Origin of the sequence: Micromonospora sp. WMMA1363 (assembly GCF_030345795.1) — a bacterium.
Taxonomy (GTDB): domain Bacteria; phylum Actinomycetota; class Actinomycetes; order Mycobacteriales; family Micromonosporaceae; genus Micromonospora.
This window is the reverse complement of the sequence record NZ_JAUALB010000001.1, coordinates 5,439,719-5,462,200: the sequence shown is the minus strand read 5'-3', so window position 1 is coordinate 5,462,200 and position 22,482 is coordinate 5,439,719. Positions and strand designations below refer to the sequence as shown.

The 22,482-nt window shown below is 68.9% G+C and carries 22 protein-coding genes and 3 pseudogenes; 14 read left to right on the top strand and 11 right to left on the bottom strand.

The annotated features are described in order from the left end of the window. Window positions 1-182 precede the first annotated feature (182 nt). Together QTQ03_RS25640 and QTQ03_RS25635 are read left to right on the top strand one after the other, a co-directional pair. Window positions 183-1,199 carry a methyltransferase gene (locus tag QTQ03_RS25640; protein ID WP_353890648.1) on the top strand — a complete coding sequence of 339 codons (1,017 nt, stop codon included), beginning with the start codon at window positions 183-185 and terminating at the stop codon, window positions 1,197-1,199. A 280-nt stretch (window positions 1,200-1,479) separates the two neighbouring features. Beyond that, window positions 1,480-2,508: a methyltransferase gene (locus QTQ03_RS25635; protein WP_289280284.1), complete on the top strand. Its 1,029-nt coding sequence runs from the start codon at window positions 1,480-1,482 to the stop codon at window positions 2,506-2,508. Window positions 2,509-2,542: 34 nt separating this feature from the next. Here the strand turns inward: QTQ03_RS25635 and QTQ03_RS25630 are convergent, their stop codons facing one another. From QTQ03_RS25630 to amcA (QTQ03_RS25610), 5 genes and pseudogenes are all read right to left on the bottom strand, one after another. Next, window positions 2,543-2,995 carry an acyl-CoA thioesterase gene (locus tag QTQ03_RS25630; RefSeq protein ID WP_289280283.1) on the bottom strand — a complete coding sequence of 151 codons (453 nt, stop codon included), beginning with the start codon at window positions 2,993-2,995 and terminating at the stop codon, window positions 2,543-2,545. Between the two features lie 514 nt (window positions 2,996-3,509). Continuing rightward, window positions 3,510-4,397, bottom strand: coding sequence for an arginase family protein (locus QTQ03_RS25625; protein WP_289280282.1), 888 nt, complete (start codon window positions 4,395-4,397; stop codon window positions 3,510-3,512). Between the two features lie 37 nt (window positions 4,398-4,434). After that, window positions 4,435-5,015: pseudogene (locus QTQ03_RS25620) on the bottom strand (kinase); the annotation flags it as partial. Between the two features lie 157 nt (window positions 5,016-5,172). Further along, on the bottom strand, window positions 5,173-5,499 hold the full coding sequence (locus tag QTQ03_RS25615) for a hypothetical protein (RefSeq protein ID WP_502889887.1): 327 nt from the start codon (window positions 5,497-5,499) through the stop codon (window positions 5,173-5,175). Window positions 5,500-5,516: 17 nt separating this feature from the next. Beyond that, a complete protein-coding gene (gene amcA / locus QTQ03_RS25610; protein WP_289280281.1) occupies window positions 5,517-5,681 on the bottom strand; it encodes a multiple cyclophane-containing RiPP AmcA in 165 nt (54 codons plus the stop codon). Window positions 5,682-6,106: 425 nt separating this feature from the next. On the opposite strand from amcA (QTQ03_RS25610), the pseudogene QTQ03_RS25605 reads away from it, so the two are divergent. Then, window positions 6,107-6,763: pseudogene (locus QTQ03_RS25605) on the top strand (helix-turn-helix domain-containing protein); the annotation flags it as partial. A 142-nt stretch (window positions 6,764-6,905) separates the two neighbouring features. Here QTQ03_RS25605 and QTQ03_RS25600 read toward each other — a convergent pair. Both QTQ03_RS25600 and QTQ03_RS25595 read right to left on the bottom strand, forming a co-directional pair. Continuing rightward, window positions 6,906-7,361, bottom strand: a complete 456-nt coding sequence (locus QTQ03_RS25600; protein ID WP_289280280.1) for an NUDIX hydrolase — start codon at window positions 7,359-7,361, stop codon at window positions 6,906-6,908. A gap of 173 nt (window positions 7,362-7,534) precedes the next feature. Then, window positions 7,535-8,299 (bottom strand): annotated as a pseudogene (locus QTQ03_RS25595) (transposase); the annotation flags it as partial. 186 nt (window positions 8,300-8,485) lie between these two features. Between QTQ03_RS25595 and QTQ03_RS25590 the strand changes: the two are divergent. Beyond that, a complete protein-coding gene (locus tag QTQ03_RS25590) occupies window positions 8,486-8,833 on the top strand; it encodes an NUDIX domain-containing protein (protein ID WP_289280279.1) in 348 nt (115 codons plus the stop codon). Window positions 8,834-8,972: 139 nt separating this feature from the next. Beyond that, the gene (locus tag QTQ03_RS25585; RefSeq protein WP_289280278.1) at window positions 8,973-9,629 is read left to right on the top strand and encodes an HAD family hydrolase; all 657 of its coding nucleotides are present in this window, start codon (window positions 8,973-8,975) and stop codon (window positions 9,627-9,629) included. Here the strand turns inward: QTQ03_RS25585 and QTQ03_RS25580 are convergent. Further along, window positions 9,626-10,957, bottom strand: a complete 1,332-nt coding sequence (locus QTQ03_RS25580) for a helix-turn-helix domain-containing protein (protein WP_289280277.1) — start codon at window positions 10,955-10,957, stop codon at window positions 9,626-9,628. The two genes, QTQ03_RS25585 and QTQ03_RS25580, sit on opposite strands and share 4 nt — an antisense overlap. Before the next feature lie 442 nt (window positions 10,958-11,399). Here QTQ03_RS25580 and amcA (QTQ03_RS25575) point away from each other — a divergent pair, with 442 nt between their 5' ends. From amcA (QTQ03_RS25575) to QTQ03_RS30435, 8 genes are all read left to right on the top strand, one after another. Further along, window positions 11,400-11,579 (top strand): multiple cyclophane-containing RiPP AmcA, encoded by a 180-nt coding sequence (amcA, locus tag QTQ03_RS25575; RefSeq protein ID WP_289280276.1) that lies wholly within the window; start codon window positions 11,400-11,402, stop codon window positions 11,577-11,579. A 368-nt stretch (window positions 11,580-11,947) separates the two neighbouring features. Continuing rightward, the gene (locus QTQ03_RS25570; protein ID WP_353890615.1) at window positions 11,948-12,550 is read left to right on the top strand and encodes a DUF4254 domain-containing protein; all 603 of its coding nucleotides are present in this window, start codon (window positions 11,948-11,950) and stop codon (window positions 12,548-12,550) included. Then, the gene (locus QTQ03_RS25565; protein ID WP_289280275.1) at window positions 12,547-14,451 is read left to right on the top strand and encodes a nucleotidyltransferase domain-containing protein; all 1,905 of its coding nucleotides are present in this window, start codon (window positions 12,547-12,549) and stop codon (window positions 14,449-14,451) included. Before QTQ03_RS25570 ends, QTQ03_RS25565 begins: the two co-directional genes overlap by 4 nt. Further along, on the top strand, window positions 14,448-15,002 hold the full coding sequence (locus tag QTQ03_RS25560; RefSeq protein WP_289280274.1) for a phosphoribosyltransferase: 555 nt from the start codon (window positions 14,448-14,450) through the stop codon (window positions 15,000-15,002). Before QTQ03_RS25565 ends, QTQ03_RS25560 begins: the two co-directional genes overlap by 4 nt. A 134-nt stretch (window positions 15,003-15,136) precedes the next feature. Further along, window positions 15,137-16,078: a glycosyltransferase family 9 protein gene (locus tag QTQ03_RS25555; protein WP_289280273.1), complete on the top strand. Its 942-nt coding sequence runs from the start codon at window positions 15,137-15,139 to the stop codon at window positions 16,076-16,078. Further along, a complete protein-coding gene (locus tag QTQ03_RS25550) occupies window positions 16,075-17,211 on the top strand; it encodes a hypothetical protein (RefSeq protein ID WP_289280272.1) in 1,137 nt (378 codons plus the stop codon). The genes QTQ03_RS25555 and QTQ03_RS25550 overlap by 4 nt, the downstream gene beginning before the upstream one ends. Beyond that, window positions 17,201-17,947 carry an SDR family NAD(P)-dependent oxidoreductase gene (locus QTQ03_RS25545; RefSeq protein WP_289280271.1) on the top strand — a complete coding sequence of 249 codons (747 nt, stop codon included), beginning with the start codon at window positions 17,201-17,203 and terminating at the stop codon, window positions 17,945-17,947. Before QTQ03_RS25550 ends, QTQ03_RS25545 begins: the two co-directional genes overlap by 11 nt. A gap of 17 nt (window positions 17,948-17,964) precedes the next feature. Then, entirely contained in the window at window positions 17,965-18,561 is a 597-nt protein-coding gene (locus QTQ03_RS30435; RefSeq protein ID WP_353890647.1) for a histidine phosphatase family protein, read from the top strand. On the opposite strand, the gene QTQ03_RS25540 is transcribed toward QTQ03_RS30435, so the two are convergent. After that, the gene (locus QTQ03_RS25540) at window positions 18,524-18,964 is read right to left on the bottom strand and encodes an NUDIX hydrolase (protein ID WP_289280270.1); all 441 of its coding nucleotides are present in this window, start codon (window positions 18,962-18,964) and stop codon (window positions 18,524-18,526) included. The genes QTQ03_RS30435 and QTQ03_RS25540 overlap by 38 nt on opposite strands. Before the next feature lie 275 nt (window positions 18,965-19,239). Between QTQ03_RS25540 and QTQ03_RS25535 the strand changes: the two genes are divergently transcribed. Continuing rightward, window positions 19,240-20,673, top strand: coding sequence for an ISKra4 family transposase (locus tag QTQ03_RS25535; RefSeq protein ID WP_289280660.1), 1,434 nt, complete (start codon window positions 19,240-19,242; stop codon window positions 20,671-20,673). A gap of 175 nt (window positions 20,674-20,848) precedes the next feature. Here the strand turns inward: QTQ03_RS25535 and QTQ03_RS25530 are convergent, their stop codons facing one another. Both QTQ03_RS25530 and QTQ03_RS25525 read right to left on the bottom strand, forming a co-directional pair. Continuing rightward, complete coding sequence (locus QTQ03_RS25530; RefSeq protein ID WP_289280269.1) at window positions 20,849-21,196, bottom strand: hypothetical protein; 348 nt, start codon at window positions 21,194-21,196, stop codon at window positions 20,849-20,851. A 75-nt stretch (window positions 21,197-21,271) separates the two neighbouring features. Next, window positions 21,272-22,081 (bottom strand): MarR family transcriptional regulator, encoded by an 810-nt coding sequence (locus tag QTQ03_RS25525; protein ID WP_289280268.1) that lies wholly within the window; start codon window positions 22,079-22,081, stop codon window positions 21,272-21,274. Between the last annotated feature and the right edge of the window lie 401 nt (window positions 22,082-22,482).

Genomic DNA, 22,482 nt, shown 5'->3' with positions numbered 1-22,482 from the left:
CTGCCCCGTGTCAGCAGCGCATCAGTCCGGTGTCAGGCCGGTCCACGATCCTGAGCCGGTGCCGGCTCCGCGCTCCACCGCGGTCCCCGGCGGCGCCCGGCCCTATCCACGATGGAGGTAGAACGTTGACCGCTGCGCCCACCACCGAACAGGCCGCCCCGGGGGCCCTGGTCCGGCAGGTCATGGGGGATGCCCTGGGTTTCCTGAACGCCGCGGCGCTGCGCGTCGCGGTCCACCTCGACATCGCCGAGCATCTCGCGTCCGGGCCGAAGACCCCGGCCGAGCTGGCCACGCTGAGCGACGCGGACCCCGGACACCTGGCCCGGGTGCTGCGCTTCCTCGCCATGCGAGGGGTGTTCCGGGAGGACGAACGGGGCGCCTACCACCTCACGCCCGCCGCGGAGCTGCTGCGGGCCGAGTCGCCCATGTCGGTCCGCTCGATGGTGCTGCTGCTGACCGACGAAATGTACTGGCTACCGGCCGGCCGGCTGGAGGAGACCGTGCGGGCCGGCACCACGGTGTTCAACGGGATCTTCGGCGGCCCGCTCTTCGACGTCCTCGCCCGGGACCCGTCCCGCGCCGACATCTTCAACACCGCGATCGCCGACCTGTCGGTCACCGAGCAGGACCCGATCGCGGCAAGCTACGACTTCCCGGACACCGGCACCGTGGTAGACGTCGGCGGCGGGCCCGGCGGCCTGCTACACGCGATACTGCTACGCAACCCGGGCCTGCGGGGCGTGTTGTTCGAACAGGAGTCGGTCCTCGCCAAGCACCGGCTGGGCGACCCCGCGATCGCCGGCCGCTGGGAGCCGGTGGCGGGTGACTTCTTCGGGCTGATCCCGACCGGCGGCGACATCTACGTCCTCAAACGCGTGCTGCACGACTGGGACGACGCCGACAGCCTGCGCATCCTCAAGGCCACCCGGCAGGCGATGGCGGACGAGGCGAAGCTGCTGATCATCGACGCGGTCATCCCCTCGGGTAACGACCCGCACCCGAGCAAGCTCTACGACATCGCGATGATGACCAACTTCGACGGCAAGGAACGAACCAAGGCCGAGTTCGACGCCCTGCTGGCCGCCGCGAACCTCCGGGCCGTCCGGGTGATCCCGACTCCCGGGACGCTGTCGATCGTCGAAGCCGTGCCGGCCCCACCGGCGACGCCCAGCGCCCCCGAGGAGGCGGTGCTCCGATGACAACCGATGGGGCAGCCCCTGCCCTGTCTGTTCGTACGCACCGACCCGACCCGGGGTCGACCGTGCTCGCCGACTCGACGCCGCCCCTGCTGGACAACCCGGATCAGCTCGCCGAACCGCGCGCCGACCCGCAGGTCCGGCCGAACGCCGTACCGGAGCCGCTCAAGTTGACCAACCCGGGTGGATCGATCTTCCCTCGGATCCGCCCTCGGCGGCTTCCGCGAACTTCCGGTGCCGCGGTGACGGCGGCAGCGGCCACGACGGCGAGAAGGGCGACGCGATGACTGCGACGGAGGCCGACGAAGGTCGGATCGACCCGACCGTGATCCGGCAGATACTCGGAGATTCGCTGGGTTACCTCTACCCGGCGGCGCTGCGGGTCGCGGCCCGCTTCGCGGTCGCCGACCACCTCGACGAACCCCGCAGCGCGGCGGAGCTGGCGGCCCTCACCAGCGTCGACGCCGGACGCCTGGGCCGGGCGCTTCGACTGCTCAGCACCCGCGGGGTCTTCGCCGAGGACGACGCGGGCCGGTTCCGGCTCACGCCGGCGGCGCGGCTGCTGCGAACTGATTCGCCGGTGCCGTTGCGGTCGATCGTGCTGCTCTTCACCGACGAGTTGTACTGGCGGCCGGCCGGGCGGCTCGACGACACGGTGCGGCAGGGGCAGACCGCCTTCGCCGACGTATTCGGGCTGCCGTTCTTCGACCACCTGCCAACCGCCCCGGAGACCGAGCAACTCTTCGCCGACGCCCTGGCCACGGTCTCGGCGCTGGAGCAGGATGCGGTGGTCGCCGCGTACGACTTCCCCGCGACCGGCACCGTGGTGGATGTCGCCGGCGGGCGGGGCGGGCTGCTGCGGGCGGTGCTGACGGCGAACCCGGGGCTGCGCGGCGTGCTGCTGGACCGCGCCCCGGTGCTGGAGCGGCACCTGCTGGACGGCCCGGCGCTGGCCGGGCGGTGGCGTACCGAGGCCGGCGACATGATCGACGCCGTACCGCCCGGTGGGGACGTCTATCTGCTCAAGCGAATCCTGCACGACAAGAGCGACGAGGAGTCGGCGGCGGTGCTGGCCTCGTGCCGCAAGGCCATGGCCGACGACGCGCGGCTGCTGGTGGTCGACGCCGTGGTGCCCGCGACTCCGGGCGCACACCCCGCCGTCGTGTCGGACGTGCTGATGATGGCCCTGTGGGACGGGCGGGAACGCACGGCCGAGGAGTTCGCGGCGCTACTCGCGGGAGAGGGTTTCCAACTGGGCCGGATCATCCCGACCGCGTCCGCGCTCTCGGTCGTGGAGGCGGTGCCGTCCTGACCGCCCGTGGTCAGTCTGAAGGCCGCGCCCGTGGTCAGTCAGAAGGCCGTGCGATGAGCTTCATGACCGACCGGGTGTCGTCCGCCCAGGCGGTGGGGCGCAGGGTCTTCGGGTCGATGCGGATGTGCACCCGCCTACCCTCGGCGTGCACGGTCTGCCCGTCCCGGGACAGACAGCGGAATCCGTACACGGCGCTGGACCCGCTGAACTGGTCGATCCACAGGTGGACGGCCATGGCGCCGGTGCCCCGGAACGGCGTGCGGTAGGAGATGGCGAACTCGGCCACCGCGAGAAACACGTCCGGGTGGCTGTAGGTGCCACCGTCGAACGTCCAGCCGTGGGACGTCCAGAAGGTGTTGAGGGCGCGCTCCACCAGAACTCCGTACCGGCAGTTGTGGACGAGCCCCATCGAGTCGAGGTCGTCGAAGTGGATCGGAAGCAGCTCAACGTGACCGTGATCGACCGAATATTCGACTGATGCTGTCACCGTCTCCCACCATTTCGCATTGGCGTCGATGGTTCATCGTGGCGATCATCGCCTCATCCGAACCATGATGATCCGCCGCTGCGAAGTTATCAGAAAAGTACGGTCGCAGTCGATGGCCAGAAGTGCCCTTCGGCCGATGAGCACGGTCGGCAGCGCCGACAACGCCACCGCGGAGTCGTTCAACGCCACCGTCGCACACGAAACCCCCTGGGCCCTTCCGTGCCTTCACCAACGAGGCCGCACCGCGGCTGACCACCTTCCGCTCGCTGCGCCGCTACAACACCGGAGACGGTGGGGTCGGTTCGCACGGGGCGTCGTCGGCCGCACCCCGCGGGCCGCTCGATCGCATTGCCGCTCCGGTAGGGCGGCCAGCGTGCTCAGCGTCAGGACAGCGAGCAAGGGCGTACGGATCTCGGTCCCGGCCGCTTGGTCACGCGACGCCGCCGGACGGGTACGGGGTCGTGGCGGGCTGATCCGGGTGGCCGCGCCCGCCGCCACCATCCAATCCGATCGATCAGCTTCGCAGGGCGTCAACCAGGATTTCGACGAGCGCGGCGGCGTAGCGGCCGTCCGGGTCGAGGTCCGGGTCGTAGATCGTGACCTCCAGGCCGACGCAGGCTGGGTTGGCGAACAGCGGACGGAGAAGCTCAACCAGATTCGGATAGTCCAAGCCGCCAGGGTCGGGGGCGTCGGCGGCCGGCATGACCGCCGGGTCGAGCACATCGACGTCGAGGTGTACGAAGTAGCCGTCGCAGGCGGCGAATCCTTGTGACACACGCTCACCGACCGAGGCCGGGCCCTCGGCGATGATCTCGGGCGTGGTATGCACCGCGATACCCAGGCCACGTACCTCGTCGAGTTCACCGTCGTAGTCGCGGACGCCCAGCACAACCAGATCGTCCTCCCGGCAGTACGGCGCAAGCCCGTCAATGTCGGCAATGTCTGGCTGACCCCGGCCGGTGACGATGGCGGTGCCCTCGCCGGCGGACGCCCCGACATGCGTGCTGTTGCCAACATGGCGGAAGTCGATCGAACCGTCAAGGTAGACGATGCCGTAGCGGCCACGTCGGCGCAGCGCGAGCGCGGCCCCGAACAGGATTGAACAGTCACCACCCAACAGCATCAGGAAACCTGCGTTGTCGAGGACCACGTTCACCCGCTCCGCGAGTCGGCGTGTGTACCTCGCGAGGGCGTCGGCGTTGAGTACACCGTCCCCCGGCTGCCAGCTCCGGACGTCGTAGCGCGGCGGGACGACCACACCGCCGTCGCGCGCCCCGAGCCGGTCGAGCAGGCCCTGATCGCGAAGCGCACCGGCCAGCTTGTAACACCCGGGGACGAGACCGGGGGCTGGAGCGCGCAAGCCGAGATTGGACGGGGCGTCAAGAACCGTGATCGATCGCATCGATCCAGCGTAAACCCCGCTGCGGACATCGACCGGGCGGCCAACTCATCAGCTGCGACAATCGCCGCTGCCGTCCGGTCTGGGGTAGCCCGGCGGCAGCGGCGATGGTCTTGACGGCCTCGTCCAGGCCGGTGGTCTCGGGTAGGACGAGTTCGTCGTGCCAGCCCAGGACATCGTGGGCGGCGTACCAACCGCTCATGTGCTCGGCGGTGAACTCACTGACCTGCGGGCGGGTGAGGTGCCGGCGCAGGTCTCGGCAAGGGAGACGTCGAGGTAGCAGAACAGTGACCGGCCCCGGTGGTCGTCCCGCAGGGCGGTCAGCATGCTGCGGTAGCGGCTGCTGTGCAGGATGCCCTCCAGCACCACGTGGTAGCCGTGGTCCAGCGCGAACCGAACGGTCTGCGCGATCAACGCCGGCGCCGCGCCGCCGGGCTTGTCCCGTTCGCGCAGCGGGATGCGGCGCAGGTAGTCCTGCTCTACCAGGGCGCAGCCCCGGCCGTGTCTACCAGGGCGCAGCCTCGGCCGTGCCGGCGTCGTAGCTCACGGGCGATGCTGCTCTTGCCCGAGCCGGACGCAGACGAGGATCGTGTCCGGGCTGCCTGTGGGTTCAGCGAGCATGCTGCCTCTTCTGCTTCAGTCGTTGCGGACGGCGAGGTCGAGGGCGGCGACGGTCAGCAGTCCAGGTTGCAGAAGCTGGTGGGTCGCAGGACCAAGGTGTGGAAGGCAGCGGCGATGGCCGGCTGTCCTGTAGCGATGATCCCGACGTCCCGGACGCTCATGTCTCCTCCGGTGTCTGCAGGTGGGTCGTGGACGGGCGGCAGCCGCGATTCCGGGCCGGCCAGCCGAGGAACCGGTCGAACAAGTCCCTGACGTCGCCGGTGGTGCTCGGGTTGAGGCGGTGCAGGTCGTCGATCGCTTCGCACAGAAGGCCAGCCAGGTAGATGAGCAGATTGAGCGGGCTCTCCTGGTAGCTGGCCAGGAGATCGAGCTTGGCCCGTCCGCACGGCCAGGGCTGGCCACACGCCCGGCACAGCCAGAGCGGACGTAGCGGCAAATGCCCCGAGCGAGCGGGCAAGGACCGGTCGGCACCAGCGGCAGCCATGCCGTCGCCGTTCATGGTCATCGACGGTCGCTCTCCCGCGCCTTCCGCGCGAACACGATCTTCCAAACGTGCGTCAGCAGTGGCGGATCGGTCGAGCCCGACCGTGCCAGCGCCGGAACCGCCGCTGCGCGGTCCGGCGTCAGCTCGCCGGTCGCGGCGTACCGCGACACATACACCGTCATAGCCGGCCACCGGTCGGCGCTGGCCCCTGTGCGCGGTGGGCTTGCCGGCATGCCGGCAAGCCCACCGCCGTCGGCCGGCGGCTGGGAGCAGACCGCCGGTCACCCGCCCACGCAGCCCTGCTGGCGGTACGCGAACGGGGAGTCACCCGTGCGGTCGACGGAGTGCCCGGCGCGAGCACGTGCCGGTGCGTCGGGTCGCGTTCCGGCCTGTCGCCGATCGGCACGTCCATCTGGATCTCCCTGCCGTGAGGTTGCCGCTGGCCCACCGGCGCACCGCTGGGGAGCGGCGCGTCGGCACATTCAGGCTGGCTTGGGCGGTGGACGGACGGAATGTCGCGCCGGTGCACCCGCAGTGCACCTGCCGTCACCCCATGCGCGGCTACCATCACCTCCACCGATGACTGTCCGTTCCGGAAGGACGTGCGATGGCTACGGTGACGACCTGGACCGGCCAGGACGCGAACGCGCTCCGGAATGCGTTGCGGATGAGCGTGACCGCCTTCGCCGAGCACCTCGGCGCGGCGCGGCGGACCGTGGCCAAGTGGAGCAGCCAGGGCGACAAGGTGCTCCCCCGCGCGGACATGCAAGCCGCGCTGGACACCGTGCTGGCCCGAGCCACGCCTGAGGTACGGGAACGCTTCGAGGCGTTGCGGACGGCTGGCACCAGCGGTGCACCTGCGGGTGCTGCGCGGCCGGATGCCGGCGCGCATGCGGATACTGGCGATGACGGATGTGGTGACTCGGGCTCGGATGGTGACGTGCGACGGAGGGACCTTCTACGCGGAGCGGCGATCGGCGTCGCCGCCGCACCCAACGTCGCGCCGCTGCTCGACGCGCTCTTCTCGCCCGCGCACTCGGACGGTGCGGCGCTGACTTTTCCGCAGTTCACCCGAGCCGTCGACGCCGCCAAGGTCGACTATCAGGCCTGCCGGTACGAGCGCGTACTCGACCGGCTCGTGACGCTGCTGCCGTCCCTCGAACCGGTGAAGTCCGGCGCGGATGGCGAGCGGCGGCAACGGGTCGAGGCCCTGGCCGCCGACCTGTACCACGTCGTTGGCAGCGTCCTGCTGAAGGTGGGCGACTTGTCGAGAACTCCTCCACGATGAGGCAGTCCACTCCGTCGGCCGTGAGCTGTTCGTATGCCGCATTGAGGAGTGTGGTCTTGCCTGCGCCGTCTTGTCCCTCGAACGCGATCAGCATTGCTCCTACAGGGGTGGGCGTGGGTCAGAGAGCAGGCGGGCGCAGTTGCCGGTAGGTATCCAGCAGGGTCGACACCGCGCCGGTTACCGGCACGTCACCGTTTAGTGGTGCCCATTGGTAGCTGTCGTGCTCGGTAAGGCGGACCGGCTCGGTCATGCCAACTGCGACGGCGAAGGTGAACTGGCGAGTCTTCTTGCCGCTGCCCGAGGTGTAGTCGAAGCTGCCCAGGTACTCGTTGATGTCGGTGACGGCCAGGCCGGTTTCTTCCTCGACCTCCCGGCGCAGGGCATCGTCAAGCGCTTCGCCATGCTCGACCTTGCCGGAGGGCAGTTCGAATATGCCGCCCATGAAGTCATCGGCGGGTCGCTGTAGAAGCAGGACCGCATCGTCTTCGGCGACGACCGCGCCGACGACGAGTTGTTGTACCCCGTCGGCCTTCGCCGTCGTGCAGAGGTCGTCCAGGACGGTGAAGACAACCATTTCATCACCCTAGCCTCGATGATTCGCGCCTGACGCCGGTTCCTTCCGCCCGGCAGGTCTGATCGCTGTTGATCGATGCGGTTGTGGTTCCGGGCATGGTGGCGGGCCGTCTGTCGCGGCGGCGGGCGTGGTCTCCTGGGTCCTCCGGGTTGTTGGGGCAGCGGCTGAACTGGTCAGCCGGGGGCGGGGATGGCCGCGATCCGGGTGAACGCGGCGGTGATCTGTTCGGCCCAGGGCCAGGTGGCGGGAACGCGGAGCCAGCGGCGGCGTTGCCCGCGCACGAGTCGGGCGGCGGTGTGCAGCAGGCGGTAGCGCAGCCGTTTGGGCTCGGCTTTGGCCAGTTCGCCGTGCAGGGTGTGGATCTGCAGCCAGGCGATCAGGTCGACCGCGATCGCCGCCGTGATGCACCAGGCGGCGTTGATGGCGAACTCGCGGGAGGGTAGCCGGCCCAGGCCGGTGTCCTTGGCGCAGCGGATCCGGTCCTCGACGCGGGCGTGGGCCCGGTGGCGGGCCTCCAGCCACTGCAAGGCGCCGGTGGTGGTGTTGGTGACGAACGCGGTGTAGCGCCAGCCGTCGCGTTCCTCGAACAGGGTCAGTTGGGCGCCGGGGTGGGGGCGTTCCCGTCGGACGATGACCCGCATCCCGGTCGGCCAGCCGGGCAGGTGCAGCAGGCCGGTCAGTTCGGCGACGGCGGCGCCGTCGCGCACACCGCCGTCGGCGTCGATCGCTGGCGACCACGTGGAGGTGGGCAGGCCGGTGATGGCAGCGCGTTCGGTCTCGCCGATCGACCAACCCAGGGAGTGCTCCACCCGCCGGCCGCGCTTGCTGTCCTGCTCCGTGAGCCAGTCGAGCACGGCGTGGGTGGCCGCCGCGGAGTCACCGCGGATGAGCAGGTGCCGGCGGTGCGGTGCGGGGACCTGCGCGACCGCTTGGGCGAGCTACTTGCCGGGAACCAGCCCGTAGGGTCGGTCGCGTGGCCGAAACGCCGACCGAACCCGACCACTCCTACATCGCCAGCGTCACGCGGGTCCGCGCGGCAGCCGGCGTGATCCTCCGCGACCAGGCCGGCCGGGTACTGGTAGTCCACCCGACCTACAAGGACGTGTGGGGAGATCCCCGGCGGGATGGTGGAGGCGGACGAGTCACCGGCAGACGCCTGCGCCCGCGAGATCCGAGAGGAACTGGGCCTGTCGATGCCGACAGGAGCGCTGCTCTGCGTCGACTGGGTGCCCCCCAGCCCACCATGGGACGGCGGCCTCATGTTCGTCTTCGACGGCGGCGTCCTGACGCCGGACCAGATCGCGACGATGCGACTGTGCCCGGACGAGCTCGACCGGTTCGACTTCGTCGAACTGGAACGCCGGGGCGACGTGTTGATCCCCCGGCTGGCTCGGCGAGTTGCCGCGGCGGTCACCGCGCTCGGGCGGGGCGGTGTCTACCTCGAAGACGGAACCGCGCCGTCCACCAGATAGCGAGCCGGATTGACTCGCTGAGCGGGGAGGGCATGCCCAGCGGCGGTGGCTCTCTGCCACCGCTGCGGCACCACAACCCGCGACGGCCCCGCCTGCGGCGCACGTTGATCCGGTTGAGCCCGAGAGGCACAATCCCAGGATGATCTCGAGCGTGTTCTTCGACGTGGGTGAGACGATCGTCGACGAGTCCCGGGAGTACGGCACCTGGGCCGACTGGCTCGGCGTCCCACGGCACACCTTCTCGGCAGTCTTCGGGGCCGTCATCGCCCGCGGCCTGGACTACCGCGAGACGTTCCAGGTGTTCCGGCCCGGCTTCGACCTGGCCGAGGAGCGGCAGCGCCGGGCCGACGCCGGGCAGCCCGAACACTTCTCCGAGGACAACCTCTACCCGGACGCCCGGCCCTGCCTGGCGGCCTTGCGGGAGCTGGGTGTGCAGGTCGGCCTGGCCGGCAACCAGACCGCCCGAGCCGAGACCATCCTGCGTGCCCTGGACCTGCCGGTCGACGTGATCGGCACCTCGGACGGCTGGAACGTCGAGAAACCGTCGGCCGCGTTCTTCGACCGCGTCGTCGCGGAGGCCGGCTGCCCCGCCGACCAGGTCCTCTACGTCGGGGACCGGCTCGACAACGACATCCGACCAGCACAGGCCGCCGGACTCGCGACAGCGCTGGTACGACGTGGGCCGTGGGGATACATCCTCGACGACAAGACCGTCGGCGACCGCTGCCTCTTCCACCTCGACTCGCTGGCGGAGCTGCCCGAGCTGGTGCGCAGGCACAAAGAGTCGGCGGCTTAGCTCCCCGGAAGAGCGGCCCGGCTGGTCGCGAGGGCGGCGATGCGGTCGTCGAGCTGGTGGCCTGCCCGGCTGTCACCGAGTACCTGCCGGACCGCTCTGACCCGCTCCAGCCCAGTGCCGTACCAGTCGGTATTCAGGGCGTCCAGGGCCTGGTTGAGGTAGTCGGCGGCGTGGTCCCCGTCGCTGCTGTGCGCCGAGGCCAGGTCGGCGAGGACGACGCTGCGCTGCTTGGCGCCGGTCGCGGTCAAGCCAGCCAGGGACTCGGCCAGGTGACGGGCGGCCTCGGCATGGTCGCCAGCGGCGAGAACCGCATAGCCAGCAAAGGAGTGCAGCCGGCCGGTGTCGTAGTAGTCGAACCAAGCGGGCGCTTCAGGACGCGCTTCGAGCGCGGTGGCAGCGAGGTCGATCTGGTGCCGACTCGCCGCTCCCCTACCCGCGCGAGCTTCGACTTCCGAGGCCACGCAGTGCAGCCAGGAGCGAACGGCGGGGCTGACGCCGTGCCAGGTGTGCTGAAGCGCCGCGTCGATCAGTGACCGGGCTGCGGCCGGATCATGTCCGAAGGCGGGGATGAAGGCCATGTGGCCGAGGACCGCGGCGGCCAGGGCGTGGTCTCCGGCCTCACGGGTGGCGGCCAGGGCGACGTCGTAGCAGCGTTGCGCGACGGCGGGCTGGTTGAGATCGAAGAATGCCAGTCGTGCGGTGAGCAGCGCCGATTCGGCGAGGGCGCCGGCGAGGGTCGCCCGGCTGGCGCCGGTGGCCGCACGGACGAGTCCGCTGCCGAGCTGGGTGTGGGCGTACGCGGCCTCGTAGAGCGGCCGGGCGGGGCTGGTCCAGTAAAGCGTGCGCTGGCACCGCACGATCTCGGCGTATGCGTCTGGATCTACGGCCTTGGCTTGGGCGTACGCGGCCTGCGGATCGAGTGACAGCAGGGGCGCCACCAGGGGAAGCATGCTGGCGCCGAACAACGCGCGCAGAACAGTTGCCCGGTCCCAGCCGGTCTCGTCGCCTCCGGTGATCATTTCCCACAACCTCCTGAACTCGTGCAGCGTCTCCGCCTGCGGACGCATCGCCAGCTCGTCGGGGGTGAGCAGACCGAGCTGGCTCGCCGGCTTGTCGAAGATGGCCACGAGGTGCTTGCGGTAGCGCGGGTCGGGCCACCGCTCACCGGTTTCCCACCGCCGCACCGTGTTGGCGTTCAGCCCCGTATCGGTCTCGCCGGCATGGCTCATCTCGGTGCGGATGCGCTCGGCGACCTCCTCGTAGGACCAGCCCCGCTGGAGCCTCTCCCACGCTAGCCGCCGATTGGCGGGGTAGCGCCGTCCGGCCATGCGAGCACCTCCGTGCGTCCTCTGTCGACGACGGTCACGTTAGCCATCTCCGCTACCGCGCGTCACTACCTGGTTGCGAGCGGACGGGTCGTGGACGGTACCGACCGGGCTCGCTGGGCGGTTCGCTGTTGACGAGCATCGACGGACGCTGCTGGGCGGCTCCAGCTCACCAACCCAATGTCATCGACGCCAGGGGATTCACGGTGAAGAGATCGGACAGGACGATCAACAAGCAGGCGCCGCTTGTTGTGGCGGCGGCCGGAGGTGCAGTCGTGAGGTTGATTCCTCGCCCGCGTACTGCCATCGGGGCTGCGCGGGCGGGTGACCGGCGGGGTGCTCCCAGCCGCCGCCTCACCACGGCGGGCCCGCCGGCACCTCGGCGGGCCCGCCATGACAGGTCCCATCCGCGGGAGTCCGACGCAACCCGTCAGACGGTGACGTCATGACCGTGTATCTCTCTCTGCACGCCTCCGCCGGGGCAACGGGTGCATTCGGTCGGGCGGCCCAGCCCGGCATGCCGGCCACCGGCCGGCAGAGGGTCTTCCAAGGCGACTCTCCTCTGCTGACCTTCGTGTGGCAGTGCGTGCTGCCACAGCCGGCTCGCATCGACGGCCGTCGGTAATGACGCAGATGCTGGCACCTGCGAGGTCGGCTTCATCGGTGCCCATGTCGTCTACGCGCTTCTGGCCAGACGGATGCGGGTGGTGACTCATGGCTACGTATCTCGGCGGCGAGCAGATCGAGGAGGCGCAGGTCGTTCTGGCACACCATGTCGTGTCCTGTGCCGACGGGAGATGCCTCACGTGCGACGTACCGGGTCCGTGTCCCGAGCACGAGCGCGCTGCGAACGCTTTCTACCTGTCGCTGCGGCTGCCCCGACGTACGCCCGGCGCATCCCGCCCTGAGCTGTGCGGTGCTCGGCGGATCGGAGTGCGGGGCTCGTGGTGGTCGGCGTGACGACAACGCCGCTATGCCCGAGCACTGCACAGCATGTCGGACAAGCTGTTTGGAGACTTCATCGTGCCCCTTGATGCTGCGCCACACCCGACCAACCCTCAACGCCAGCTCGGCGGGCCGGATCTTCTGCCGACCGCGGGATTGATCGTCGACTCGTTCCAAGACAGCTCCGCGTCCTTGATGTCCGTCTGGCAGGTTCCCCTACGAGCGTCCAGACGATTGGCCGCGCACCACGACGACCAATGGTCCGCCGAGCTGATCTCTCGCGACCCGCGCGCGGATGATCATGTCGTGGCCGCCGCGAAGCGGTCCATTGACCTACTGAACCGCGTCCGGGTGGACCTGGTAACGGAAATAGATACGTGGGTCGACCGCGTTCTGCGTGATCCCGGCACTGGCCCGCTCCACACCGAGACGATCGGCTCGGTGGTCGACCGGCTGGCCATTGCCTGGGTACGTTGCCAACACCTCACCGACCACGAGCGGGGAGATCCGAGCGACACCCCGGCCGGCTCGGCTGCCCGGCAGTTCCGGGAGCTGGCGCGCGCGTACGACGATCTCGTTCAGGACGTGCGTGAGGGCCACCGACGGATCCCTCGCTGGCGCGCCCTCAAGAACTACGGCGAGCGCCGATGAACCTCGCGGTGACTCTCAACGGCGCGGACAACGTCGGCAAGTCCACGAACGCGCACTGGCTGGCGTCAGCCATGCCGGGGGCCACGCTGACCGGAACCATCGATCGGTGGGACCCGCGATGGGCAGAGGTGTCGCGGGACGACTTCAGCCGATGGTGGTTCGTCGACAGCACCACCGACGAGCATGTCGATCTTGTGTTCCGATCCTACGTCGCCCGATGCCAGGGAGGCGGGCGGTTCGCGCTCGAGGACCGGGGTCGCCCGATGCTCGTCGCCACCTGCGCGGCAACGGCAGCGGTGAAGGACGGAACGCCGATCGGTGAGGCGCTCGCCAGGGTAGAAGACCGAGCGCGCCGCTACTTGCCCGTTGACAGGCAAGAACTGCACATACTGCTACGGCACGATCTTGACCCTTCTGTAGAGGCTCAGCAGGCACTGGCCCGGGACGGGGCTCCCGCATCCGACCGGTACGCCGCCTACCAGCGCCACCTGGCCGAAGCCATCGAGCTCCAGCTGCAGAGGGGGAATTACCACAGGGTGATCGTGCGTGGGGATCGGCCGCTGCTCGCGGTGCAGCGTGAGGTGCGCGAGGCCGTCGCCGAGCTCGGCGCGCCCATCACCCTCCTGCCCCCCGACCGCGTGCACCGGCTTTGGGTCCTCGCCGGAATGTCCGAGAGCGGTAAGAGCACCGTCGGGGAGTTACTCCGTACCGACCACGCCGTCACACGGCTGAAGATCGGGTACCTGCTCCGCCTCGCGGCCGATCGGGTGGGCGTGACCGACCCATACCAGGCATGGGATGAGCTGACCGAGGCACAGATGTTGTCCGAGGAGATCCTCCGCTTCGCCGCGCTCAATCCCGGCTCCCGCCGGATCAGCATCGAAAGCGCGCATCGCTTCGAGGCAACCAGGCACGTACGGCAGATCTGGGGAGATCGCTGCGAGATTGTTTACCTCGACGCATCGCCAGCCGTGCGCCTGGGCCGCACCGACGAATCACCCGATTCGATGGCGTCACGGGACCTGACGAAGCGAAGCCGGGGTGCCGAACGCATCGCCACGATCGCCGACACGGTCATCGACAACACGGGCAGCCTCCTTGGCCTGAAACGAGCGGTCGCTGAGATGGTGCACCGTGCCTCCGGCGACCGACACCCGCCCCGACGTGAGACCTCAGTGCCATCGGCACTGCAAGGCTTCCTGGACGCCTACACCGCCGAACTGGTCGACGATGAGACGGCACTGGTGGCGGTGACAGGAAGCCTGGCCTACGGGGACTGGCAGCCTGGCTGGAGCGACGTTGATGTCCTCGTCGTCCGGGACACCCTCCCGGTGCGTTGGCTCGCCAGTCGGTCGCTCCCTCGAACCGGCCCGGACGGGGCGAAGGTAGCGCTGTCGGCTTTTACCACCGACGAGACCCGCACCGGCAGGCTGCCGCCACGGTTGCTCTACGCACTGCGGCAGATCGCGCACGACGGCCGGGGACTGCTGTATCACCGGCCCGGTCTCGTACTTCACGTCCTCGATCGGGATGCCGACGAGCGCGCTGCTCGCGGTGACCTGCCGCTGGTCGTCATGACGCTGCGGCGGCTGGCGGCCCGACCCGATGCCGACGTCAGAGCGCTCTACAAGCACGTCGTTCTCACCATGAAGATCATGCTCCGAGCGGACGGCATTGACCTGGACGACAGCGACGATGTCCGTCAAGTCTTCGCCGGCCGACATCCTGCCGCCCACGTCGACCTGCCCTCGGTCGCTGAGGCAAGCCGCGCCGGCTGGCGATCGGACGACGAACTCACCGAACGAATCCGCTGCGCCGCCAGTGACCTGCTGGCCTACGACGAGGCGCTCGGCCGCGCCACCCCACAAACCCGACTCTGGAAGGACGACGGACGACAATGACGGCCACCGCACGTGAGGTACTCACCGCCGGCCGAGTAACCCGCCTCGGCGTCGGAGACACGACCCGCCCGATCAGGATCGTTCACGAACTCGACGGTGTGCGCAGTGACACCGCGCCCGAGCAGGTGATGGCCGCCGGCAACCACCTCTGGCGTCGCTGGCGCCAGCATCCCGCCTACCGGCCGCACGACGTACTGCTCGGCCTGGACGCTGGCGGCATCATCCCCACGCTCGCGGTCGCCTGGGCGAGCGGCAGCCACTACCGCATCGCCTGGAAGGTCAACCTCGACCTGCCGGAGAAGCTCGTCTTCCACGAGCCCCACGCGCGACGACTTGAGGTTTTCGCCTACGGCCGCTTCAAGGGTCAGCGCGTTCTCATCGTGGACGACGAGATCACGACTGGCCTCACCCTCACCAACCTCGTCACCGCGCTCCGCGACGCTGGAGCGGACGTCACAGGCGTGCTCTGCCTGGTCGAGGACACGACCGGAGGCGGACGGAAGCTTTTCGAACAACACGAGGTCCCGCTGTGCGTTCTGACCGCGCTCTGAGAACCGCCGACAGCCCGATCTGTTGGCGGGGAGGGCCGACGATCGTCCGGCGTGAGCGGGCACCGCTTGGCCAGCGCCTGCCATACCGACGCGCAGCGGGTGCACCGCCACCACCGCAGGCAGCGCTCCGTGCGGTGCGCGAAAGCGGCTGGCACCTCGACCTCGGAACACGCGGGCTTGGCGACGTGCTGCTGGGTCTTGCCCTGGCCCAAGGGCTTCACGAGGCCACCCGCAACCAGTTCCCCCAGCCGGCCTACGTCGGCCCCCGGGCGGATCTACTCGCCCGATGCACCCTGCCGCTCAGCATCACCTCCGCGAGCGGCCATCACTCGATCGGTACCGTGAGCCCGACACCCCGCACCTTCGCCGCCGTTCCGGAGATCCCGCCGACGAGGCTCGACATCGTCGGCGCCAACGTCCTTCAGGTCCACGCCGCGCTACCGATGCGCTACTACCTCGACGTCGAGCAAACCCTCGGGGTACGGCTGAATGCTGACAGCGACCCGTGCCCACGGTTCCGCACCATCGTGCCCACCCACACGCCCTACCACGTGGTCTTCGTGTCCACCACCAGCCGGCCAGAGCGCAAGGACTACGGCATCGAGAACTTCGAGGCAATCGCACGATGTCTCACTGCTCAACGGCCTGACGCACCCTGGCGCTTCAGCCTGATCACCGCGCCGGATCGAGTGGCGCCGCCGCCCGTCGCGCAGGTCAAGGTACTCCATGGCCCAACGGCCGTGGAATGCCTCGACCTGTTCGCTGCCGCCGAACTGGTCGTCGGCAACGACACCGGCCTGACCCACCTCGCCGCCCTCACCATAAGACCGGACGGCACCGGGCCCACCGTCGTCGGCCTGTACGGGCGGCACGCCCATACCAAGTGGATCACCGGCTCGACCCGTCACCACGCGGTAGCCACGCCGTTCTCGCAGCTCATGTCGATCGCCGACGCCTGCCCGGTTCGGGACGGCTACGACGACACCATCTGGTCCAGTGCCAGTGACCTACAAGCCGTACCGGCCGAGCTCATCGCCCGGTTCGCCGGACAGTGCGCTGGCTGGTGGGACTCATGATCCGCATCGCCCGCCACCGGCGGTTCACCGCGAACCACACCCTTCATCTCGACATCGGCTCACGCCGACTGTTCGTCAAGATCAACCCTAACCGCTCCGAGGCTGCCGTCGAGATCGTCGGGTACGAGCAGATGCGCAGCCATTACCCGGTCCCGGCCCTACATGTGCATCGCCGCATCGGCCGCTGGACTGTGACCGTGTACGACCGCCACCAGCCCGACCAGCCCGACACCGGCCTGCTACTCGACGCCATCACGGCCGACGGCATCGGCGCCCGCACCCATCTCGACCGCGGCCTCGACGCCATCATCGGCCACTACCGGCACGTCATCAGCGCGACGATGCGTCAGGTGCCCGCCTCCCAGACCATCGGCAAGCTGTATCGCGACCGCGCCCAGCCTGGCGGCCGGCTCCATCGGTACTACGCCCACAACCCGACGCTGCTGACGATGCCTGACGGGTCCGGCATCCGATGCGGTGACCTTCGCGAGGCGACCCTCGTCATCAACGGACAGCCACGACGACTCGACTTCGACGCGCTCGTCACCGATCTTCGTACCGCCCTGCACCCGGACCAGCAGGTATGGGCGGCGCTGACCCAGGGCGACCCCACCGACTTCAACATCGGTCTTGACGGCGAGAACCGAGCCGTCTGGTTCGACTACGACACAGCCGGCCTCAACGCCCTCGCCGGGGAGATCGCCTGCTTCCTCTGGTACCAGCGGCTACACGCCGCATGGCTCGTGCCGCGCTACAACCCCGGAGCCTTCACCGACCACCAGCGGGCACTCGCCGATGCGGTCAAACCCCAGCTACGGCTGGCGAGACCGACGGCCCGAACGATCACGATCGACTACCAGCACCGGCCGTCGGCGCCGCGCCAACACACCCTCGCTCGCTACCTCGCTGAGCTTGCCCAACCACTCGCCAGCGGCATCGGGGCGGACCTACCGGCGTGGCTTCGGCCATACCTCGCCATGCGCCTGCTGGCCGTATATCCGCTGCAGCAGATGGAGTCGGCGGACGCCGCTCTGTCGATCGGCCTACTCGCCGACCTGTACGCACCTGAAGTTGACCTGACCCAACTGCTGGGACTCGTCACCACACCAGAGGAGACGATGCATGAAGCGTGAGGTAGCGATCGTGACAGGGGCAGGCAGCGGCATCGGGGCTGCTATCGCCGCTCGTCTCGCCCTCGATTTCGACCTCGTCCTCACACACATCGAGGAAGATGAGGCCCTTAGGGAGGTGATCGAGGTAGTCCGGCAGCGCGGGGCGCACGCCAGCACGGTCCTCGGCGATCTGACCCTGCCCGCCACCCAGGAGGAGTTCCAATCAGCGGTCGATGCCACCGCCGACAGACTGCTCGCCCTGGTCAGCAATGCGGGCGCCTATCCCCGAATTCCCTGGCACGAGCTGGACTTGGACGCCTTCCGCAGTCAGCTCGAACTCAACCTGGTCACCCACGCCGCGTCCATCCGCGCCGTCACACCCACCATGATCGCGAAAGGCAGCGGCCGCATCGTGGCCGTCTCCTCGGTCCTGACCCAACTCGGCCGTGTCGACCTGGCCGGGTACATCGCGGCGAAGAACGGGCTCGAAGGCCTCGTCCGCGCACTGGCCCGCGAACTCGGCCCGAACGACATCACCATCAACACAGTGCGCCCTGGCTCGATCGAAGTTCCCGCCGAGCACGCCGTCGTCAACGACCACGCCGCCATGGTGCGACGCCAACTCGACCGGCAGTGCATCCAGCGTCGCGGCCAACCCACCGATGTGGCCGCCGCCGTCGCCTTCCTGCTCTCCCCCGCCGCCGGGTTCATCACTGGCCAGGCGCTCAACGTCGACGGCGGTTGGCACCTGTCGTGAGCGACGACGTTCTCTGGATGCGCCACGGCACCTGCCTCGATGGGCTCTGCCGCCCCCATGCCCACGCCCGACCCGGTACGCCGCTGACAACGCGGGGGATCGCCGAGGTCGTCAGCACAGCCCGTCGGCTGCTCCGGCGAGGCTTCAAGCCCAATGTGATCCTTACCAGCCCGCTCCCACGGGCAACGGCAAGTGCTCGCATCCTGGCCGAGATCCTTGGCGCACCGATCGCACCGCCAGATCAGCTCTACGCCGAATGGCGCGCCCCCCACTGCGTGCTCGGCCTGAGTCCCGACGATTATCCGAGCGAGTACCGGGAGTGGCAGAGCGAGCGCCTTCGTGATCCAGATTCGGCTCTGCCCGGTGGGGAGAGCCTGACCGCGTTACGGCAGCGAGCGACGGAAGCCGTATCGCGCGCCCACGAAGCCGCCCGGGAGGGCGAAGTGCTGATCGTGTCGCACCGAGTCTTCATCGGCGTCGTGGCCGCCACCCTGGACGGCGCCCGAAGCCCGCAAGGAATCTTCCGATCAGCTCGGGACTTCGAACTCGCCCCAGCGATGCTGTGGCCAGCTTGCTCTACAGCGAGAGCAGCGCCTCCTCGTTGGCGGCAATGAACTCCTTCAGCGCATCAGGCTTGAGATCCACGGCAGGCAGCTTGTCGATCGTCACCCGGTCGAGCTGGTAATCGCCACGCGAGGGATCAGCGAACTCGGGCCCGGTGCGGGCGTCCTCCTGCATCTGGAGCAGCCGGCAGGCGAAGAAGTACTGGACGGACACGCCCTCGCCGGCGGGAGCGGTGAACAGGAACACCTGGGCAAACTGATCCGCCTCAGCGCCGAGCTCCTCGTGCAACTCGCGGCGCAGTGCGGCTTCCAGGGAGACATCCGTCGACTCCAGGCCACCCCCCGGCGTCGTCCAGTACGGCGCCTGGCCGGGCTTGACCCGCTTGATCAGCACCAAACGACCTTCTTCGTCAAGAAGGATGGCCCGCACCGACCTGCGCACGATCTCACGCACCACTTGCCCCTATCCGCTCCCGCACGACCTACAGAGGATCATGAATTGCGCAGCGGGCCGCCTTGCTGAAATCCTACGGGTGCGGCTCTGGTGAGGTGCGGCGACACGCTGTGTGGCCTGGGGATGTGTTACTGGTTGTGATGGTGAAAGGGATCCTCCCGCTATGTTCGTCGGTTGCGAGACACGAACATCAGCAAAGAGGGAGCCCGGTGCAAGAGTACGCATCCGAGACGGCGGACGATGCTTTCGCCGGCTCATCCGTGCGGTTCGGCGCGATGGTGGACTTCCTGTCCGGTGAGCATGCGGCGGGGATGACTCACGCCGAACTGGAGGAGCGGCTGCATACCGATGGCATGCGGTTGCTGTGTCAGTTGTTGCAGGACAGTCTGGATCTTCGTGCCAGTCGGGAGGAACGGCTCGACGAGGTGACCGACGCCGATAGCCATCTGCGGGGGTGGGCCGAGCGGGGGCGGCAGCGGACGCTGGCCACCCGGTTCGGTGAGGTGGTGGTGACGCGTATCGCCTACCGGGCGCGGGCGCGGGCCGATCTGAACCCGGCGGACGCGGTGTTGAACCTGCCCGTGGAGAAGCACTCGCATGGACTGCGCCGGTTGGCCGCGGCCGAGGCGGCCCGCGGCTCGTTCACCGACGCGGCGGCCGCGATTGAGCGGGCCACCACGGTGCGTATCGGGAAACGGCAGGTCGAGGCGTTGGCCGCCGCAGCGGCGATAGATGTGGATGCCTTCTACACCGCCCACGCCCCGGACTGGTCGGCCGATGATGATGTGCTGGCGTTGTCCTTCGACGCCAAAGGGGTGGTGATGCGCCCCGACGGGCTCCGCGCGGGCACCGCCAAGGCCGCGGTCAGCCAGAAACTGGCCGGCCGCCGGTCCAAGGGCGAGAAACGCAACCGCAAGCGGATGTGCGAGGTCGCCGCGGTCTTCGACGTGACCGGCAAGCCGCGCACCATCGCCGACATCCTGCCCGAGGACCCCGAAGCGGCCCAAACTGCTACCCCGGCGCCGGTCACCTCCGGCAAGTGGCTGCACGCCAGCGTGACCGACGACGCCGCGGCGGTGATCGCCGCCGGGTTCGCCGAGGCCGACCGCCGCGACCCCGACCACGCTCGGACCTGGATCGCCCTGGTCGACGGCAACACCCACCAGATCGACCGGATCCACGCCGAGGCCAAAACCCGCAAGATCACCTTGCCGGTTGTTGTGGACTTCATCCACGTCATCGAGTACCTCTGGAAGGCCACCTGGTGTTTCCACCCGGAGGGCGACCCGAACGCCGAACGGTGGGTCCGCGCCCAGGCCCGGCAGGTGTTGGCCGGACGGGCCGGCATAGTCGCCGCAGCCATCCGACGCAAGGCCACCTACCACGGCCTGGACCCCGGCAAACGCAAACCCGCCGATGTCGCCGCCGCCTACCTGCTGGCCAAAAAACCGTACCTGGACTACCCGACCGCGCTGGCCAACGGGTGGCCGATCGCCACCGGGGTGATCGAAGGCGCCTGCCGCCACCTGGTCAAAGATCGTATGGACGTCACCGGCGCTCGCTGGGGCCTCGACGGCGCCGAAGCAATCCTCAAACTCCGCACCCTGATCAGCAACGGCGACTTCGACCAGTACTGGACCTGGCACCTGGCCCAGGAACAACAACGCATCCACAACAGCCGCTACCTCGGCGGTGCCATCCCACAATAGACGATCACCTCAGAGGAGCCGCACCCAAATCCTACTTTGCCGCCGATAGCTACACCGGTCAACACAACGGCGGCAGTCACTCCGATCGTCGCCTTGGTCATCCACCGATCGAGGTAACGCTTGTTCTCGGAGTCCTTCTCCGCGTCCTTGTCGCTGAGCTGTACGAGCCGGTCGTTCAAATGCATGCGGGTCTGCGGGTCTGCGGGTCCAGGTCGTCGCGCTCGAGCTGAGCGATGATCGACGCCCTGGCCTCCCGCCGCCCCTGGTAGTCGTTCTCCTGGCTCTTGTCGTTGGACGCGAGGGTGGCCTCGTGTACCTTTCGCGCGGCGGTCATGGCTTTGCCGACGATCTTTTGAAGCTCGGGAAGCTGCTTAAGCACCGCCAGCCGGACGTCCTTGTCAAAGTCGGGCATCATGGCCACCAACTGCAGAACGTGGTCTTTGCTGAGCTTGCGCCAGTTGTCGATGCCCAGCGCCGTCTTCACTTCGTCTGCACCGGCGTCGTCCATGTTGACCAGCCCCACTCCGAAGAAGGATCCGTCGCGGCGCAGAGTTTAGCCCAGCCAGGCCAAGTACCACTGGCAGCGGCTCAGCCGGCGTTATCGGGATAGCTCCGGCGGAAGTGGAAGGCCGACCAAGCGGTGACGTGCGGGGCCAGCCGCCGGAATCCTCCATACCTGCTCGTGCGGCCAGTGGCGGTGCAGCAGGTCGACGGTAGTGACCGCGATCGGCGCCCGCAGCGGCCGGCTCACCAGGTCCGCGAGCAGGTTGGCTTCGCGGGCGGCGTCCTGGGCGATGACCAGTACCGCGCCGACCGGCACGACCGAATCCGTTCCCCGGTAGCCGGCCAGAACCGTGGCGAGCCCGGCAGTCGACCGCTCCCGTTCGGCGATCACCCCACCCACCGGACCCGGATCCACATGCACCAGGAACCGCACACACCGGCCGTCTTCCACCCACACCCCGTACCCGTCGGCGCGCAGATGCGCCAGGCCCCGCTCCCGCAACCACACCGACGTGTCCACCGTCGTCAACCACTGGAACAACCCACACCGGCCCGGATCCTGCCGAGAGGCCGCCAGTAGCGGCAGGAACAACAGATAGTGCGCCGCACCCCAGTGCCGCTGACCCAGACACAGCGGCACCCGCCGCCCTGACGCGACGAGATCACGGTTCAGCAGTTCGGCGCCCTCATCCGTGGTCCGGTACCACCAGGCGTGCGACCGGTCCTCCGCCGACTGCTCCCGGCCCACCAGACCCGCCGCGTGCAGCCAGGTGAGGTCCCGGTGCGCCGTCAATCGCGGCACCCCCGTCACCACGGCGACGTCGCTCGTGGTCGCCATGCCGTGCAACGCCAGGAACGACAGGATCCGCCACCGCCGAGGCGTCAGCTCACGACCACCGGCCACCCATCGATGATCCCCCACCCAGCGACGCCCGGCCGTCCCCCGCGACACCCCGCTGGAAATCCCGCACCCTCAAAACGGGGTTTGTGAGACGTTTTCCATGATCACTGTTCACCGAATCGGCCGAAGAGTTGACGTCGGAAGCCGCAGAAACGGCATATCGCTTTCCGCCAAGATCGCCTCACCCCGGCTCACTGCGCACTCGCGCATACCGACCTGGAACCGGAACCACCGAAGCCGCAATCACTGGGCCGCCGACGATCCCGCCGCCGGCAGCCACCGACCGGCGTCCGCGAGCATCCCCCGCGTCCCACCGGACCCACCCCGGTCCATCGGCTCCCGAGCACCCACCGAGCCACCACCACCCGCCACAAGACGCGAAAAGGCCCCGACCCAGTGAGAAA